This window comes from Segatella maculosa OT 289, from assembly GCF_000243015.1.
GTDB classification, from domain to species: domain Bacteria; phylum Bacteroidota; class Bacteroidia; order Bacteroidales; family Bacteroidaceae; genus Prevotella; species Prevotella maculosa.
The window spans coordinates 37,561-54,341 of sequence record NZ_JH594510.1 but is presented as its reverse complement, the minus strand read 5'-3'; the positions used below and the strand labels follow the sequence as shown (position 1 = coordinate 54,341).

15 protein-coding genes are annotated in these 16,781 nt (G+C 46.0%); 6 read left to right on the top strand and 9 right to left on the bottom strand.

The window, feature by feature from the left end; translation table 11 throughout:
* Positions 1 to 5 precede the first annotated feature (5 nt).
* A complete protein-coding gene (aroB, locus tag HMPREF9944_RS11055) occupies positions 6 to 1,052 on the top strand; it encodes a 3-dehydroquinate synthase (RefSeq protein WP_008566386.1) in 1,047 nt (348 codons plus the stop codon).
* On the opposite strand, the gene HMPREF9944_RS11050 is transcribed toward aroB, so the two are convergent.
* The 6 genes from HMPREF9944_RS11050 to HMPREF9944_RS11025 are packed head-to-tail and all read right to left on the bottom strand — an operon-like array spanning position 1,029 to position 6,944.
* The gene (locus HMPREF9944_RS11050; RefSeq protein WP_172634003.1) at positions 1,029 to 2,006 is read right to left on the bottom strand and encodes an AMP-binding protein; all 978 of its coding nucleotides are present in this window, start codon (positions 2,004 to 2,006) and stop codon (positions 1,029 to 1,031) included. The genes aroB and HMPREF9944_RS11050 overlap by 24 nt on opposite strands.
* A complete protein-coding gene (locus HMPREF9944_RS11045; RefSeq protein WP_008566384.1) occupies positions 2,006 to 3,049 on the bottom strand; it encodes an o-succinylbenzoate synthase in 1,044 nt (347 codons plus the stop codon). Before HMPREF9944_RS11045 ends, HMPREF9944_RS11050 begins: the two co-directional genes overlap by 1 nt.
* The gene (menB, locus tag HMPREF9944_RS11040; protein WP_008566383.1) at positions 3,049 to 3,876 is read right to left on the bottom strand and encodes a 1,4-dihydroxy-2-naphthoyl-CoA synthase; all 828 of its coding nucleotides are present in this window, start codon (positions 3,874 to 3,876) and stop codon (positions 3,049 to 3,051) included. The genes HMPREF9944_RS11045 and menB overlap by 1 nt, the downstream gene beginning before the upstream one ends.
* A 2-nt stretch (positions 3,877 to 3,878) precedes the next feature.
* Positions 3,879 to 5,528, bottom strand: coding sequence for a 2-succinyl-5-enolpyruvyl-6-hydroxy-3-cyclohexene-1-carboxylic-acid synthase (gene menD, locus HMPREF9944_RS11035; protein WP_008566382.1), 1,650 nt, complete (start codon positions 5,526 to 5,528; stop codon positions 3,879 to 3,881).
* Positions 5,515 to 6,525, bottom strand: coding sequence for an isochorismate synthase (locus HMPREF9944_RS11030; RefSeq protein WP_008566381.1), 1,011 nt, complete (start codon positions 6,523 to 6,525; stop codon positions 5,515 to 5,517). The genes menD and HMPREF9944_RS11030 overlap by 14 nt, the downstream gene beginning before the upstream one ends.
* Entirely contained in the window at positions 6,522 to 6,944 is a 423-nt protein-coding gene (locus HMPREF9944_RS11025; RefSeq protein WP_019968881.1) for a PaaI family thioesterase, read from the bottom strand. The genes HMPREF9944_RS11030 and HMPREF9944_RS11025 overlap by 4 nt, the downstream gene beginning before the upstream one ends.
* A 454-nt stretch (positions 6,945 to 7,398) precedes the next feature.
* Between HMPREF9944_RS11025 and HMPREF9944_RS11020 the strand changes: the two genes are divergently transcribed.
* The 5 genes from HMPREF9944_RS11020 to HMPREF9944_RS11000 all read left to right on the top strand — a co-directional run bounded on the left by HMPREF9944_RS11020 (position 7,399) and on the right by HMPREF9944_RS11000 (position 12,585).
* Positions 7,399 to 8,229: a prephenate dehydratase gene (locus HMPREF9944_RS11020; protein ID WP_008566378.1), complete on the top strand. Its 831-nt coding sequence runs from the start codon at positions 7,399 to 7,401 to the stop codon at positions 8,227 to 8,229.
* Complete coding sequence (locus tag HMPREF9944_RS11015; protein ID WP_008566377.1) at positions 8,216 to 9,379, top strand: pyridoxal phosphate-dependent aminotransferase; 1,164 nt, start codon at positions 8,216 to 8,218, stop codon at positions 9,377 to 9,379. The genes HMPREF9944_RS11020 and HMPREF9944_RS11015 overlap by 14 nt, the downstream gene beginning before the upstream one ends.
* A 399-nt stretch (positions 9,380 to 9,778) precedes the next feature.
* On the top strand, positions 9,779 to 10,846 hold the full coding sequence (locus tag HMPREF9944_RS11010) for a bifunctional 3-deoxy-7-phosphoheptulonate synthase/chorismate mutase type II (RefSeq protein WP_008566376.1): 1,068 nt from the start codon (positions 9,779 to 9,781) through the stop codon (positions 10,844 to 10,846).
* 4 nt (positions 10,847 to 10,850) lie between these two features.
* Positions 10,851 to 11,636, top strand: coding sequence for a prephenate dehydrogenase/arogenate dehydrogenase family protein (locus tag HMPREF9944_RS11005; protein WP_008566375.1), 786 nt, complete (start codon positions 10,851 to 10,853; stop codon positions 11,634 to 11,636).
* 7 nt (positions 11,637 to 11,643) lie between these two features.
* Positions 11,644 to 12,585 carry an endonuclease/exonuclease/phosphatase family protein gene (locus tag HMPREF9944_RS11000; RefSeq protein WP_008566374.1) on the top strand — a complete coding sequence of 314 codons (942 nt, stop codon included), beginning with the start codon at positions 11,644 to 11,646 and terminating at the stop codon, positions 12,583 to 12,585.
* 434 nt (positions 12,586 to 13,019) lie between these two features.
* Here HMPREF9944_RS11000 and HMPREF9944_RS10995 read toward each other — a convergent pair whose 3' ends face one another.
* The 3 genes from HMPREF9944_RS10995 to HMPREF9944_RS10985 are packed head-to-tail and all read right to left on the bottom strand — an operon-like array spanning position 13,020 to position 16,773.
* Complete coding sequence (locus HMPREF9944_RS10995; protein ID WP_244861157.1) at positions 13,020 to 14,072, bottom strand: rhamnogalacturonan acetylesterase; 1,053 nt, start codon at positions 14,070 to 14,072, stop codon at positions 13,020 to 13,022.
* Positions 14,073 to 14,120: 48 nt separating this feature from the next.
* Complete coding sequence (gene hisS / locus HMPREF9944_RS10990) at positions 14,121 to 15,485, bottom strand: histidine--tRNA ligase (protein ID WP_008566372.1); 1,365 nt, start codon at positions 15,483 to 15,485, stop codon at positions 14,121 to 14,123.
* A gap of 10 nt (positions 15,486 to 15,495) precedes the next feature.
* Positions 15,496 to 16,773 (bottom strand): adenylosuccinate synthase, encoded by a 1,278-nt coding sequence (locus tag HMPREF9944_RS10985; protein WP_008566371.1) that lies wholly within the window; start codon positions 16,771 to 16,773, stop codon positions 15,496 to 15,498.
* Between the last annotated feature and the right edge of the window lie 8 nt (positions 16,774 to 16,781).

The following is a 16,781-nucleotide window of genomic DNA, read 5'->3' as shown; positions in this document are numbered from 1 at the left end:
CGGCTATGGAACAGCGAGTCATCATCTCGGAAAACTTTGAAAAAGAACTTGCGAACGCTATTGCAGCGTGCGAACACGACCAAGTGTTTGTGCTTACCGACGAGCACACACAGCGGCTCTGTTGGCCCGTTATAGCATGTCTTTCAGAACTGAAGGGCGCGAAAGTGATTACCATTCGGGCCACGGACAGTCATAAAGATATTGCCGCATTGTCGCATGTCTGGCAGGAACTGGGCGCCCGAGGGGGCACTCGGCATTCTTGCATGATAAACCTTGGTGGCGGAATGGTGACAGACCTTGGTGGTTTTGCGGCCTCTACGTTCAAACGAGGAATTGATTTTATCAATATTCCCACGACTTTGCTGGCAATGGTAGACGCTTCCGTGGGCGGAAAAACCGGCATCAACTTCAATGGATTAAAGAATGAGATTGGCGTGTTCAACGATAGCCGTTTCGTTATTATCAACACCCGGTTCCTGCAGACGCTGGACGAGGAGAATATTTGTTCGGGCTATGCGGAAATGTTGAAGCATGGTCTTATCGCAAATGAAGAGCTTTGGTCAGAACTTATCACGTTCAACTTGGTGCAGCCCGATTTGAAAGTGCTTCAACGAATGGTCGGCGCCTCGGTTAAAGTAAAGGAGCGCCTCGTTAGCCAAGACCCCCGGGAGACAGGATTACGAAAATCGCTGAACCTTGGGCATACCATCGGGCACGCATTCGAGAGCTGGTCGCTGAGACGCAGCCCCATATTGCATGGCTATGCCGTGTCCTTCGGGCTGATATGCGAATTGTATCTCAGTTGCGTAAAGACAGGTTTCCCGACAAACAAGATGAGACAGACGGTTGGTTTCATTCGCGAGAACTATGGTTCGCTTCCTGTTACATGCGATGACTATGAGGAATTGATAGAATTGATGACACATGACAAGAAGAATGTGGGCGGCCATATCAATTTCACGCTGCTAAGCGATGTCGGTAACATGAAAATCAATCAGACCGCCACGAATGAAGAGATTAAAGAGGCGTTAGATTTCTTCCGCGAGGGATAAAGCGCGGGCGCGGTTCGGCTTTCCAGTCTCGGTAAGTGGTATTTGATTCACATGAAGATAATGGCGCGGCTGCCAATATTTTGGGAGCGTTTGCCTGCAGATTGATTTCACTTCGGACAGTTTCTCTTGTTCCGTCAAAAGAACGACAGCCTCACCAAACTTCCTGTCGGCCCGTTTTGTAATCATAAAAGGTCTGTCCAACAGCGGCTTCAAAACTGCTTCCACTTCCTCTATCTGTATTTTTATTCCTCCGCTACTGATAACATTGTCTTTCCGTCCTTTGATTTTGAAATGTCCTGCTGCGTTGATTTCCACAATATCGTTGGTAACAAGTTTTCCCTCGTGCACCAAAGGAGCATCAATGACAAGGCATCCCTCCTCGTTGCATGCCACTTTGACACTGTCAAACGGCTTATACCATTTGCCAGCTTCAGCTCCGTTCAGCCTGCGCAGCGCAATATGAGAAAGCGTCTCGGTCATGCCATACGTGCTCCACACAGGATTTGGGAATTCTTTCAGTTCCTCTTCCAAATGTGTATCAATCGCACCGCCTCCTATGATCAAATGACTGAAATGCTGCAATGCCTCCTTTTCTTCCGGGACTTGCAAACTGTTATAAACTTGCGGAAGCACCATGGCAGCCAATGAACGCCTGTTTACATCAATTGTAATCCCACGTAAAGGGTGTCCTGAAGGAGGAACACTCACTAAATCCAAATGCCGTTCGATGCTTCGCACAACCATCATCTTCCCGGCAATGTAATCCAAGGGCATGCAAAGAAAGGCCATGTCGCCGGAAGTCAATCCAAGAAAGTCACAAGTGATACGCGCTGAATTCAGCATTCGTCTTTTCTCAACAAGTAAAGGCTTGGGCTTACCCGTGCTTCCACTGCTATGTACCAATATCGTATCGGAAGGATTATTCCATTCCTCTAAAAAAGCTTCCAGTGTCATCATACATTCTCCACCGAGACCGTCCACAACTCATCGCCTCGGATTTCTAATGGCATCTCTATATTATCCGTGAAGAGTTGCCCCGTTCCCAATCCTTGCGGCATCGATATATGCGGGCCATAGGTCTTTGCACAGAAATGAGCAACGGCATTCAGCCCGATATTACTTTCCAAAGCACTTGTTATCCAACTTCCAATCCCACGTTCTTGCGCCAGTCCGATCCATTCTTCCGATCCAAACATACCACCATGAAGACTTGGTTTCAAGACGATATATTGCGGCTGTATCCGATCAAGCAAAGCCTCTTTCATGCTCCTCACATTTACGCCTATCAATTCTTCATCTAAAGCTATCGGTATTGGAGACACTTGACATAAGTGCTCCATTGCCGTCCACTGATGCTGCTTGATAGGTTGCTCTATAGAATGGATATCATATTTAGCCAATGCTTCTATTCGTTTCATGGCATTGTCCGGCGAAAATCCTCCATTGACATCTACACGCAATTCGATTTTCTCTCTATCGAAAGATTGGCGAATATGTTTTATCAGTTCAAGTTCTTTCTCAAAATCTATTGCTCCTATCTTTAATTTCACGCAATGAAAGCCTTGTTTGAGTTTCTCTTCCAACCGCCCGCACATCTCTTCGAAGCTACCCATCCAAACCAAGCCATTAATGCGTATACCTTCTTCTCCTCTACCAAACGGAGTATCAAAGAGCATCGTACGTCCTTGTACTTTTAATTGTGCAAAGGCCGTCTCCAACCCGAAAAGAATGCTTGGATAAGGCCGCAGTATTTCATAAGGAATCTTCCCTAAGTTCTCTACTATCTTACACAGTTGGTGGAGGATATTGTCATATTCGGGTATGGCATCACACGACAAATCGGGTAAAGGCGCACACTCTCCTATCCCTTTCACCTTGGGATACGCATCATTTCGTATTGTGAGAAAATAACTTTGGCGCGTAGTATAAATACCACGCGAGGTTCCAGCGGGCATCTTGAAGTGGAACGTGCGCCTGTCTATATCAATATGTATCATTATGGAAATTGAGGAAACTTTTCGAAATCAGGCTTCCGTTTCTCTAAAAAGGCCTTTCCACCCTCTTGTGCCTCGTCCATCGTATAATAAAGCATGGTAGCGTCGCCTGCAAGTTCTTGAATACCTGCTTGTCCATCAAGTTCGGCATTCAGCCCGGCCTTAATCATCCTTAATGCCAACGGACTGCGTTCCATCATCACTTCGCACCACTCCACACAAGTATCTTCCAATTGCTCAAAAGGAACAACCTTGTTGACCATTCCCATCTCTTCAGCTTCCTTTGCGCTATATTGTTTGCAGAGGAACCATATTTCGCGAGCTTTCTTCTGTCCCACCATACGCGCCAAATAGCTGGCACCGAAACCGGCATCGAACGAACCCACTTTCGGACCAGTTTGCCCAAAAACCGCATGCTCGCTGGCTATGGTTAAATCGCACATGACATGAAGGACATGTCCGCCTCCGATAGCATACCCGTTAACCATTGCGATGACAGGCTTAGGCAGGCGCCGTATCTGCATCTGCACATCAAGTATATTCAAACGAGGAACACCATCAGTTCCTATATATCCGCCACGTCCTTTCACATGCATATCGCCACCCGAACAGAAAGCCTTGTCGCCAGCTCCGGTCAGGATAACTACCCGAATATCCTGACACTCCCGACAATAACTGAAAGCTTGGCTCATCTCCCAAGTAGTCAGAGGAGTAAAAGCATTACGATAACGCTCACGATTAATGGTGATTTTAGCTATATGATTGTAGCTTTCAAACAAGATATCCTTAAAATCAAATCCTTTGATGGTTTCCCATTCTCTCTGTACCATAATTATAATGTATTAAAATATTCTTTATATATGCGCAAATCCTCTTCACAATCGGTAAAGACTTCCAATAAGATCGGACGATCTGAATGCTCGCTGGTCAAAGTCTCCATGTGCTTTTCAAGCGACACCGGATCATCAGCCGAATAGTATCGAACATTGTTCTCTTGACAAATTCCTTCGGCTGTAGCAGAATGCTTTGCCATTACCATTTTGTTACGCACACTACTCTGTCTTAATCCTTCGAACTTTCCAAAAATTTCCCCGCCATGATTATTCAACAACAAGATTCTGAGATTAGACTTCAGATTTTGGTTCCATAAAGCATTTTGATCATAGAAGAAACTCAAATCCCCGATGACACAATACACCCGTTCATTTGTTGCCAAAGAATATCCTCCGGCTGTGGAAAGCGAGCCTTCAATGCCATTAACTCCCCGATTACAATAGATATGGTGCCATGCATAGATACACCCCAGCCTGACCGATATGCTATTGGCATAGTGAACAATAGGTATAGTATCGTCTTTCGCCAAGCGTTCTTCCAAGAACTTCACTGCCAACATATTTGAATAATCGGGCTGAAAATCCAAACGATGCGCAAGTGCTTTTTGTCTTACAGCTTCCCAACGGTTAAACCAATCTTCATTTCCATCACTATTGATGGACATCAGAATATCATTGGGACGGGCCTGAACCACACCTTGTAAGTTCTTAAAGGTATCATGCACGCAGCCTTCGGGATTAACAATCCAACATGACGCATGCTTTGCGCTACGTAGGAATTGCTTGACGCGCTTACTCACCAACACATCGCCGACATATAATATGAAATCAGGAAGGAAGTTTTCCTTCCCACCTACCAAATGCATCGTTTCCTCAAGACATGCCTCTCTTTCGCCGACACTCAATGCTTCGTGCAAGACAACATATTTTCGGGAAGCCAACCAATCTACAGTACAAGCAGCTATCGCCGAAGGCTTTGCCTGTCCAATCACGATCAATGGTCTGCTGGCAGTCTGCAGGGCAGTCTTCAATGGTTTTATATATTGAATAGAAGAGGGACGAATATCCAAATCAGATAAGAAACATATTTTACGCTCCTTAGGCAATTGTTTTACATTGAATGTATAAAGAGATTCCGCTATAGGAACGTTGATATGCACCGGCCCACGACTTCCTTGCATACAAGCTATCATTGCCTCGTTTAGCATTCGATTGCAATACCAATGTTCTTCTTCGTCACACGATTCGGGTAAACTCACCGAGCATCTGACAAAAGACCCAAAGGCACCCGCTTGTGGAAGCGTTTGTCCATCCAGCTGATTTATCCACCGATTTGGGCGGTCAGCCGACACAACGACCAGCGGAAGATGTTGATAGAAGGCCTCGGCAACGGCAGGACATAAGTTCAACAAGGCCGTACCGCTTGTGACGCAAACCACAATGGGTTCGCACAAAGCTTGGCACAATCCCATAGCATAAAAACCAGCACTGCGTTCATCGGTCACCGGATAGCACCGAATATCTCCGCACGCGTCAAGATTATGCACAATGGGCGCATTCCTACTGCCCGGGCAGACCACTGCATGGCGTACGCCATAGACGACCAAAAGGCTTGTCAATACATTTACATTTTCCTTATCTGAGAACATTCAACATCGTATTTAGTTTTATTTCGGTTTCTTCCCATTCCCTTTTCTCTTCTGAGTCTATCAGCAATCCGCCTCCAGCATAAAGGCGACAAACATTATCCATTATCTCCATGCAACGCAGTGAGACATAAAGGTGAGTGGCTCCGTCCATATTCAACGGGCCACAAAAGCCACTATAATACTTACGCTCATGAGACTCGTTATTCAATATAAACTCAAGCGCAGCCTGTTTGGGAATACCACACACGGCTGGAGTAGGATGTAGGGCAGAAAGAACACGGCCAACCTCTTCGTCATGCTTCAATGAGAAATGAAAGTCCGTACACCGGTGATACAGATTGGCAGCCATACGCGTATAGGGCTCGCTCTTCACGGTTTCCTCAGCATAAACAGACAGACTACGGCCGATATAATCAGCCACATACTGTTGTTCCCGACAGTCCTTATCTTCCCAAGCACCGGCTTTCCGCATCGTTCCTGCCAAGGCCATCGTATGCCACAAACTTTCTCCGGGCTTCCTTTCTATCAACACTTCGGGCGTGGCCATCAGCCAAGTGCCGCTCCTCGGCGTCGAAACCAGACACACAAACTGGTGCGGATACAAGGTGCAGGCCCTGCTGAACAAGTGCATTGGATCCAAATCCTCCTTACTCTCCACCTCGATATGGCGCGAAAGCACAATCTTCTGAAACCGTCCGCTAAGAAGATTTGCACGAAAGCGTCGGAAGTCTTCATGATAACTGTCCCGATCAGAAGCAACAACTTCTATCCCGGCAGCCCCCGCCTCAGCTTTGCACTTCTCACAGTAGCATTCTTGAACATCGTCAGCAGGAATCACCAACAGAGGGGCAGAAGCCGAAACTGAAAAAGGGGCAAAGACAAACCCGGAAAGACCGCTCAATGAGGCATAAGAAGGAATTACCAACGGTTCGTGGGTTGAACGTATCAGCCGGTATTTCTGCGCTTCCGGAAGCCGATAAGCAACAATAACGGTCATCTTTTCGGAGTTGTGGATTTCATGATGTAATTTGTGACATGCACCGTCGAGATCAAGTCTCCGGAAGAGTCTGTTATATCTATTTGCCACTCGTGCAAGGTATTCCCTTTGAACTGCAGCCGCCCCCAAGCCGTCACGGTGTCTCCTTCGAGCACAGCCTTGACATGACTGCCACTGACGTTGATGCCCACGCATATTTTTCCCGGACACAGGGCGATGCTCCCCACACCCGCCAAATTCTCGGCCAAGGCTAATGAGGCACCGCCCGACAGAAAGCCGAATGCTTGCTTGTTGCGTTCGTCAACTTTCATGACGGCCTTGCAGGTATCAGGCTCCGGAGTCGAAATGAATTCCATTCCCAGCGTGTTGGACAGTCCGTCGTGCCGGCGTAACATCTCTTTTATTTTTTCTACGTTCATCGTCGTCAGATTTAATTGCTCCATGCAAATTTACATAAAATACACGAGTCTGGGACAATAGTTTGTAAAAACATTGTTTTTACAGCGTAAAATCAGCCACTTTACCATGCAATATGGCTGAGATTGCGTGGCAGAATGGCTGAGATTGAATTGCAATAAGGCTGAAACAAGATTGCAATTCTTTTTTAAAAAGAGTGTCATATTGTTTGGTGGAATGAAATAAATGTTATATTTTTGCACTTAAAGATTGGTTTGTGTCAACAAATCATACAAAAAAGACATTAAAATATGAAGTCATATGCATTCTTTTATTACTTTTATTTTTACTTTGCAAGGATTTGTGGAGCGGGAAGTTGCGTGTGAATTTCAACTTAAGATTTGAATGAAAACAAGAGAATAAAAATACGAAACGGTCCCGCTTGATAGAGTGAGGACCGTTTTTCATTGATAAAAGATGAAGAAAATAGCAATACAAGGCGAGAAAGGGTCGTTTCATGACATTGCGGCACACCAATATTTTGAAGGCGAGCAGGTAGAATTGATTTGCTGTTCCACTTTCGAGCAGGTGTTTGAGCACATTAAGAGGGAGCCGACGGCAGTGGGAGTGGTGGCTATTGAGAACACAATAGCCGGTTCGTTGCTCCATAATTACGAGCTGTTGCGCGAGAGTGGTTCGGTTGTCGTGGGCGAGTATAAACTTCATATCAAGCATTCGGTTTGCTGCTTGCCCGATGAAGACTGGGCAGATATTTCCGAGGTTCATTCTCATCCAGTGGCATTGGCGCAATGTCGCAACTTTCTTTCCGAACATCCTGATATAAAAGCCGTGGAAGCGGAAGACACAGCCGGCAGTGCTGCATATATTGCAAAGCACAAGAAGTACGGCTGGGCAGCCATTTGCTCAAGTTATGCGGCCAAACTATATGGCATGAAAGTGTTGCAAGAGGATATTCACGACAACAAACATAACTATACGCGTTTTCTTGTGGTGTGTAATCCGCACGAGGTTGCCCGTTTCTCTTGTGAAGGAAAGCATAACAAGGCGAGTCTCGTATTCAGCCTGCCCCATGAAGAGGGAAGTTTGAGCAAGGTACTCACCATCTTGAGCTTTTACGACATCAACCTGACGAAAATACAATCGCTTCCGATCGTTGGTCATGAGTGGGAATACCTGTTCTATGTCGACGTAACCTTTTCAAATATGGAACGCTTTCGGCAGGGCATTGATGCCATCACGCCGCTTGTAAAGAACATAAAAATACTTGGAGAATATGAAAGCTGCTGACAGAGTGAATGAGATACAGGAATATTATTTCAGTCGCAAGTTGAAAGAAGTTGCCAAACTCAATGCCGAAGGGCAGGACATTATCAGTCTTGCCATTGGAAGTCCTGACCTTCCACCATCGAAACAGACGATAGAAAAGCTCTGTGAGGTAGCGCGAATGCCCGATGCACATGGCTATCAACCCACGATGGGCACACCCGAACTGCGCAAGGCAATGGCCGGCTTCTATCAGCGTTGGTATGGAGTGACATTGAATCCGCAGACAGAGATTCTTCCGCTTATCGGAAGCAAAGAGGGCATTCTACACGTGACATTGGCCTTTGTGAATCCCGGTGACAAGGTTTTGGTGCCCGATCCCGGCTATCCCACCTATACAAGTCTTAGCAAAATTCTTGGAGCAAAGGTTGTGAACTACAGCCTATGTGAGGATAATGATTGGCAACCCGACTTTGACATGTTGGAGAAGATGGATTTGACAGGGGTTAAACTCATGTGGACAAACTATCCAAATATGCCAACGGGGGCAGCTGCCGACATGGAAACCTACGTACGACTTGTGGCTTTTGCCAAGGAACACGACCTCGTGGTCGTCAATGATAACCCATATTCCTTTATTTTAAACGAGGGTAAGAAATGCTCTATCATGCAGGTGGAGGGTGCAAAAGACTGTTGCATAGAACTCAACTCAATGAGTAAGGCCTATAACATGCCGGGCTGGCGTGTGGGTATGTGTGTTTCGAACCCCAAGTTCATGAGTTGGATTTTGAAAATAAAGAGCAACATTGACAGCGGCACATTTCGTGGCATACAGTTGGCCGCAGCCGAGGCACTAAATGACAATGATGAGGCTTGGCATCGCGAATATAACATCGAAGTGTACAAGCGCCGACGTGGGATTGCCGAGGAAATCATGCGCGCATTGGGTTGTACGTTCAGGCAAAAGCAGGTCGGAATGTTCCTTTGGGGACGTATTCCCGAGTATTATATTGATGTGGAAGAACTCACCGAGCGCGTGCTCCATGAGGCCAGAGTCTTCATTACTCCCGGCTTTATCTTTGGCGAGAACGGCAAACGCTATGTGCGTATCAGTCTTTGCGCCAAGGAAGAAAAGCTTGAAGAGGCCCTAAGAAGAATTAGGAAAGTGGAGTGAAGAACGCGGAATGATGTGATAAATACGTGAGTTCAAAATAGGAGTCTGATGGAGAAGAAACAGAAAAAATTGCGTTTCCGAGGTCTCGGAAGATAGTAAAATTAAAAAAAAACGCCCGTCCGCCGTGGCGGAAAATAGTAAAATAAAAAAAGGACGTTCTTCCGCCACGACGGAAGATAAAAAACGTAAAAGAAACGTTCTTCCGCCATGGTGGAAGATAAAAAATGTGAAAGGAATGTTCTTCCGCCGTGGAGGAAGATAAAAAATGTAAAAGGAATATTCTCCCGCCACGGCGGAAGATAAAAAATGTAAAAATGAACTGTCGTCCGAGGCCTCGGGACCATTTTTCTCTTATCCCGAGTTGGCGTATAGATACATTAAGAATTAAAAAATATGATGATGGAACTCGAACTACAACCCCTGAATTTACCGAGCGACAATGAACGGCCTTCATGCGTGATAGCAGGCCCTTGCTCGGCCGAGACCGAAGAACAAGTACTCACCACGGCAAAGGAATTGGCAGCCAAAGGTTGTCATATCTTCCGTGCAGGAATATGGAAACCACGCACGAAACCGGGCGGCTTTGAAGGAAATGGAGAGGCAGCATTGCCGTGGTTGAAAGAAGTGAAGGAACAAACCGGTATGTTGACAGCTACTGAGGTGGCTACGCCAGAGCACGTGGAACTGGCATTGAAATACGGTATTGATGTGCTTTGGGTGGGAGCCCGTACCAGTGCTAATCCTTTTGCCATGCAGGCATTGGCTGACAGTTTGAAAGGTATAGATGTCCCTGTGCTTGTTAAAAACCCAGTCAATCCGGATATAGAATTGTGGATTGGCGCCTTGCAACGTATCAATCAGGCAGGCATCAAACGGTTGGGAGCCATTCACCGCGGCTTCTCAAGCTATGACAAGAAGATTTACCGCAACCTACCGATGTGGCAGATACCTATCGAGCTGCACCGACGCATACCTGACCTGCCAATCATCTGCGACCCGAGTCACATTGGCGGGCGTCGTGACTTGATAGCTCCTTTGTGTCAGCAGGCGATGGATTTGGGCTTCGACGGACTGATTGTTGAAAGTCATTGCGCTCCTGACGAGGCTTGGAGCGATGCCAAGCAGCAAGTGACGCCCGATATTCTGGACTATATCCTGAGTTTGTTGATTGTTCGAGACGAGCACACCACAACAGAAGGGCTTCGCCAACTGCGTTCGCAGATAGATGAAATCGATAACCTGTTGATGGACCTTTTGGCTAAACGAATGCGTGTGTGCCGTGAGATAGGAACATATAAGAAGGAACACAACATGACCGTACTTCAGGCAAGCCGCTACAATGAAATTTTGGAGAAGCGCGGTGCCCAGGCAAGTCTCTGTGGCATGAGTCCGGAGTTTGCGGCACAAGTGTTTGAGCATATCCATGAGGAGAGTGTACGTCAGCAGTTGGAAATCGTAAATCAGTAAAGAGATGAAGATTTTGATTATGGGAGCAGGTAAGATGGGAAGTTTTTTCATCGACCTGCTCAGCTTCGACCATGAGGTGGCCGTCTACGAGAAAAACCCCAAGCGTATGCGGTTCACTTATAACTGCCAACGCTTTACCAAGCTTGAAGAAGTAAAGGGTTTTACGCCTGAATTGGTTATTAATGCAGTTACTGTAAAAAACACATTGTCGGCTTTTTGTGAGATATTGCCTTACCTTTCTTCTGATTGCATCATCAGTGATATAGCCAGTGTTAAGACCGGACTAAAAACATTTTATGAACAGAGCGGACACCCTTATGTGAGCAGTCATCCGATGTTCGGTCCCACCTTTGCAAATCTAAATCAGTTGAGTGAAGAGAATGCCATCATCATCAGTGAAGGCGACCGTACGGGGCGCATCTTTTTCAAAGACCTTTACCGGCGTTTAGGGCTCAATATCTATGAATATACGTTCCAAGAGCATGATGAAACCGTGGCCTATTCATTGAGTATCCCGTTCGTCTCGACGTTTGTCTTCGCTGCCGTGATGAAACATCAGGACGCTCCGGGAACGACGTTTAAGCGTCATATGCAAATAGCCAAGGGCGTGCTGAATGAAGACGACTATCTCTTGCAGGAAATACTGTTCAATCCTTATACGAACGGGCAGGTTGCAAAAATCAGAGAAGAGCTGAAGCTGCTCATGGACATCATCGAGCATAAAGATGCCGAAGCCATGAAGGCTTTCTTGGCGAGGATTCGCGGTCATCTGAAAGAAGAATTAGGCTGAACGTTTTATGAATATACTTTGTCTGTTGCTTGGTATCTTCACTTTCGTGGAACTGAACTGCGAGAACCTTTTCGACACCCGGCACGATTCTCTCAAGCACGACATGGAGTTTCTGCCTGACAGTTACCATTATTGGAATAAGGGACGTTATTGGAAAAAGCTTAACCACATCGGACAAGAGATTATTGCTTGCGGGGGAGAAGGAAAAGCATGGATATTGCCGGATATGGTTGCGCTTTGCGAAGTAGAGAATGACTCGGTTATGCACGATCTTACCAAGCGTTCACTATTGCGTCAGGCACGTTATGAATACATCATGACCGACTCGCCCGATGAGCGCGGCATTGATGTGGCATTGCTCTATTCACCTTTTACTTTTCAGTTGCTTTCATGGCATGCCATTCGTGTTACGCCCCTCAAGGATATGAAGCCCACACGCGACATTCTTTATGCCGCAGGGCGAGTGATAACGGGCGACACGCTCCATGTGTTCGTGTTGCATGCACCCAGCAGGAGCGGTGGCGAACTTGCAACGCGCCCCAATCGAATGGTGGTTGCAAGGCGATTGCAAGCCGCTGTGGACTCTGTTCGGCGTTGTTCTTCAAAGCCGCATATTCTTGTGGCCGGGGATTTCAATGACTATACGCAAGATGCGAGCTTGCAATATCTTGTCACGCGCGGGCTTACCGACATTTCTGCTTCGGCTACGGGGACGCACGGGGCGAAAGCAACCTATAAATATAAAGGAGAGTGGGGGAGTCTGGACCATGTGCTCTGCAGTGCGCCTTTGCTGTCAAGGTTCAGAGGCTGTATCGTAGCCGACTTTCCCTTTCTGTTGACCGATGACGAGGTATACGGTGGCGTGCAACCGCTAAGAAACTTCCGAGGGGCGAAATACCTTAATGGGTTCAGCGACCATTTACCTTTAGTTGCGCACTTTGAATTCTGAACCGCGCATGAAACGCACGAAACTGGAGACAGAAAAAGTAAATTCCTTTCTCATAAGCTTTTCTGTCTCAAATTAATTGTTAACCTTTTCTGCCGAAATGATACTTTCAAGCAGTGATAATAAGGTTAAATCCGTATCTCTTATGATTTATATCCGGACAGAAACGTATTTACATCCGTATCTTTTATCATTTATATCCGTATCTAATTGAATTATCTCCATGGAGAAACGAACTTATCTCCATGGAGATAAATATTTATCTCCACGGTGATAAGAATTTATCTCCACGGAGATAATTCAATTAGATACGGATGTAAATCATGGGACATACGGTTGTAAATACGTTTCCGTCCGGTTGTAAACTTGGAAACATACACATTAAAATGGATTTATATATGGAAGAGAATTTGAGGGCTTGCGGAAAAGAGAAAAAGTCACTGCGGACTTAATGGCTGATGTGACAGGTTGGTATGGTTGGTGTGGCTGATAATCGTAGGCCGATATAAGGTTGCCTGCTTGTATTTCGTGATTTTCAAATGCAATCCGTGCTGCTTTGGGGGCTGCTGCCATGTTCCATCCATAATGAGAAGGCTGTATTTTCCCTTTTTGGGCGCATGTTTGAGTGCCTCTTGCAGCGTGAAGAAGTTGCCTCGCCCCGTTGTGGAGACCACGGCATCATAATGACGGACGAATGGCTTCAAGGTCTTTATCTTCTGCCCGATGGCGTCTGCCAGCAAGCCGGCCACAATCGATGCGCCATACACGCTGTAGTGTGTGTTGTCTTTTCTTCCCTGCGGTATATCTTTGTTCTCACCGGGTTTCAGCCACACGTGCAAGCTGCGGCTTCCGATAACTCCACACTGCTGTTCGAGCTTGGTTGTTATGGCGTTTGCGTCTATATAAACGACGTTTAGTTTCCGGGCTACGCGCTGTGCAGACAGCCTGTAGGCACCATGCGTGTCAATCAATGTGTCTGTATTGCCGGTCTCGTCATGATAGGGCACGTCGCGCAAGGCCTCATCTTCTATAAGTTCGCTTTTCGCTTGATGGAAATTCCGTCGGACTACAGGGCTCATCAAAATCGGGATTGCTCCTTTTGCCATCGTCTCACGAGCATATCGCTCTATGTTGGCATCGAAAGTCGCTCCCGGAACCGTATGCCGGGCGGTGTCAAGCTTTGAGTCGTTGTGCCCGAATTGAATGATTACATAGTCGCCGGGCTTCAATGTTTCAAGCACCTTTTGCCATCTTCCTTCGTCCAGAAAGCTCTTGCTTGAACGCCCATTGACTGCATGGTTGCTCACAATCACGTCTTCTGTGAAGTTGGCCTGCAACATCATTCCCCAACCTCGTTCAGGATTATGCAGCGGGTCCTTTTTATCGGCCGCCGTTGAGTCTCCTATAATATATATAACAGGCCGAGGACGTTCGGAAGCAACCAAAAATAAGGCTGCCAATGCGAAAAGAAAAGGGATAAAATGTTTCATATGCACAGCCATTGGACCTCGAGAATGCCGATACTCAGTTGAATTGGTTTACTTTAGAACCGTGGTTGTCAGCTCTTCTATCGTAACCAAGGTCTGTTCGCCTGTCTGCATATCTTTAAGCGTCAGTTTTCCTTCGTTCATCTCATTTTCTCCGGCAAGCACCACGAAAGGAATATGCTTTGCGTTTGCATATCCCATTTGCTTTTTCATCTTGGCCTTGTCGGGGAATAGCTCTGTACGAATGCCGGCTTTACGAAGCTGTGAAACGAAAGGAAGGCAATAGGTGGTTTCCTTTTCGCCAAAGTTAATGAAGAGAACTTGGGTGGCATTCGTGGCCTCTTTAGGATAAAGGTTTAGGGTGTTCAGCACATCATAGATGCGATCGGCCCCGAAGGAAATGCCGACACCGCTTAACCCCGGCATACCGAAAATGCCCGTAAGATTGTCATATCGTCCACCTCCGGTTATACTTCCTATCGATGTGTCAAGTGCCTTGACTTCGAATATGGCCCCCGTATAATAATTCAAGCCGCGTGCCAATGTCAAATCAAGTTGTATTTCATTATTCAGTCCGGTAGATTGCAACGTATCGAGAATAAACTTTATCTCTTCAATGCCTTTCAACCCTGTTTCCGAACCTTGAAGAACTCCGGCAATCACATTGAGTTTAGCCCCATTCGAGCCTTCTAAGGAGATAATTGGCTGAAGTTTTTCGATTGCCTCGTCGCTGATACCGTTGGCCTTGAGTTCTGCATTCACATGATCAAGACCAATTTTGTCGAGTTTGTCGATAGCAACCGTGATATCGACAATCTTGTCGGGCTCGCCAATAATCTCGGCAATGCCAGCCAATATCTTTCGATTGTTGATTTTTATTTGAACTTTTATTCCGAATTGTGTGAAAACTGTATCCACAATTTGCATCAATTCTATCTCATTCAGCAGTGAATCTGACCCTACGATATCAGCATCACACTGGTAGAACTCGCGATAACGACCTTTTTGCGGACGGTCTGCACGCCATACGGACTGAATCTGATAGCGTTTGAAAGGAAGTTGAAGCTCGTCACGATGCATTACCACGTAACGTGCAAACGGAACCGTCAAATCATAGCGAAGTCCCTTCTCACACAAGCTTGCGGCCAAGTGAAGCGAGTTGCGTTCATGCAGTTCTTCATCAGAAATTTTACTAAGATAATCCCCTGAGTTCAGTATTTTGAAAAGCAATTTATCCCCTTCTTCACCATACTTTCCCATGAGGGTCTGTAAGGTTTCCATTGCCGGTGTCTCAATCTGTTGAAACCCATAAAGGGCATAAACGTCTTTTATGGTGTTGAAAATATAATTTCTTTTTGCCATCTCTTCGGGCCCAAAATCACGGGTCCCCTTTGGAATGGAAGGTTTTTGTGCCATGCTCTATTATTTATAGAATGATTGTTTGTTCCCTATCAGGGCCTATCGATACAATACGGATAGGGGTTTCAAGGAATTCTTCCAAGAAACTGATATAATCTCTGAAGGCTTGTGGGAATTGTGATTTATCGGTGAACCTTGTCATATCTGTCTTCCAACCGGTAAACTCTTTGTAAACAGGTTCCACTTCTTCAAGTTCATAAGGCAATTCTTCTGTGCGACTTCCATCTTTCAATTTATAACCTACACAAGCCTTGATGATTTCAAAGTCATCAAGAACGTCACTCTTCATCAGAATCAATTGAGTTACACCGTTGATCATTATTGAATAACGCAACTGAATCAAATCAATCCAACCGCATCTACGTTCGCGTCCGGTTACAGCTCCATATTCATGTCCGCGCTGTCTAATCGTCTTTCCAACCTCATCAAAAAGTTCTGTTGGGAAAGGACCTGCACCGACACGTGTGCAATAAGCTTTCATTATGCCATAGACTTCTCCTATTTTGTTTGGGCCAATACCCAAACCGGTACATGCTCCGGCACAAACGGTATTGGATGATGTGACGAAAGGATAGGAACCGAAATCCACATCAAGCATCGTTCCCTGCGCTCCTTCGCAAAGAATATTCTTTCCTGAGCGTAGAAGATTATTGATTTCATGTTCGGAATCAATGAAGTTGAACTGCTTCATATAGTCGATGCCCTCCTTCCAAGTCTTTTCGACTTCTTCAAGACCATCAAAATCAGTCCACCCAAGCGCAGCCAACATCTTCAGATGTCGCTTTTTGTGAGTAGCATATTTTTCTTCAAAACCATCAAGAATATCTCCTACTCTCAATCCGTTTCTGCTAACCTTATCCGTATAAGTTGGTCCGATGCCCTTACCCGTAGTTCCTACTTTATCCTTTCCTTTATCAGATTCATACGCCCGATCCAAAATACGATGAGTGGGCATTATGAGATGGGCTTTCTTTGAGATGTACAGACGTTCTTTCAAAGGGTGCCCACTCTTTTCCAAGTCTTTTGCTTCCAACATGAACAAATCGGGAGCAAGCACAACACCGTTACCAATTATATTCACTTTCCCACCTTGGAATATACCGGAAGGAATTGAACGAAGCACATATTTCTGTTTTTCAAACTCTAAAGTATGTCCTGCATTCGGTCCTCCTTGAAAGCGTGCTACCACGTCGTAGTCAGGCGTTAAGACGTCAACTATCTTTCCTTTTCCTTCATCGCCCCACTGTAATCCGAGTAGGACATCAACTTTTCCTGTTGTGTTCATCTTTTATA

Excerpts from the sequence above, each read along its gene's own strand:
- aroB (WP_008566386.1), top strand. The coding sequence starts at position 6 with ATGGAACAGCGAGTCATCATCTCGGAAAACTTTGAAAAAGAACTTGCG.
- HMPREF9944_RS11050 (WP_172634003.1), bottom strand. The coding sequence starts at position 2,006 with ATGACACTGGAAGCTTTTTTAGAGGAATGGAATAATCCTTCCGATACG.
- HMPREF9944_RS11045 (WP_008566384.1), bottom strand. The coding sequence starts at position 3,049 with ATGATACATATTGATATAGACAGGCGCACGTTCCACTTCAAGATGCCC.
- menB (WP_008566383.1), bottom strand. The coding sequence starts at position 3,876 with ATGGTACAGAGAGAATGGGAAACCATCAAAGGATTTGATTTTAAGGAT.
- menD (WP_008566382.1), bottom strand. The coding sequence starts at position 5,528 with ATGTTCTCAGATAAGGAAAATGTAAATGTATTGACAAGCCTTTTGGTC.
- HMPREF9944_RS11030 (WP_008566381.1), bottom strand. The coding sequence starts at position 6,525 with ATGACCGTTATTGTTGCTTATCGGCTTCCGGAAGCGCAGAAATACCGG.
- HMPREF9944_RS11025 (WP_019968881.1), bottom strand. The coding sequence starts at position 6,944 with ATGAACGTAGAAAAAATAAAAGAGATGTTACGCCGGCACGACGGACTG.
- HMPREF9944_RS11020 (WP_008566378.1), top strand. The coding sequence starts at position 7,399 with ATGAAGAAAATAGCAATACAAGGCGAGAAAGGGTCGTTTCATGACATT.
- HMPREF9944_RS11015 (WP_008566377.1), top strand. The coding sequence starts at position 8,216 with ATGAAAGCTGCTGACAGAGTGAATGAGATACAGGAATATTATTTCAGT.
- HMPREF9944_RS11010 (WP_008566376.1), top strand. The coding sequence starts at position 9,779 with ATGGAACTCGAACTACAACCCCTGAATTTACCGAGCGACAATGAACGG.
- HMPREF9944_RS11005 (WP_008566375.1), top strand. The coding sequence starts at position 10,851 with ATGAAGATTTTGATTATGGGAGCAGGTAAGATGGGAAGTTTTTTCATC.
- HMPREF9944_RS11000 (WP_008566374.1), top strand. The coding sequence starts at position 11,644 with ATGAATATACTTTGTCTGTTGCTTGGTATCTTCACTTTCGTGGAACTG.
- HMPREF9944_RS10995 (WP_244861157.1), bottom strand. The coding sequence starts at position 14,072 with ATGAAACATTTTATCCCTTTTCTTTTCGCATTGGCAGCCTTATTTTTG.
- hisS (WP_008566372.1), bottom strand. The coding sequence starts at position 15,485 with ATGGCACAAAAACCTTCCATTCCAAAGGGGACCCGTGATTTTGGGCCC.
- HMPREF9944_RS10985 (WP_008566371.1), bottom strand. The coding sequence starts at position 16,773 with ATGAACACAACAGGAAAAGTTGATGTCCTACTCGGATTACAGTGGGGC.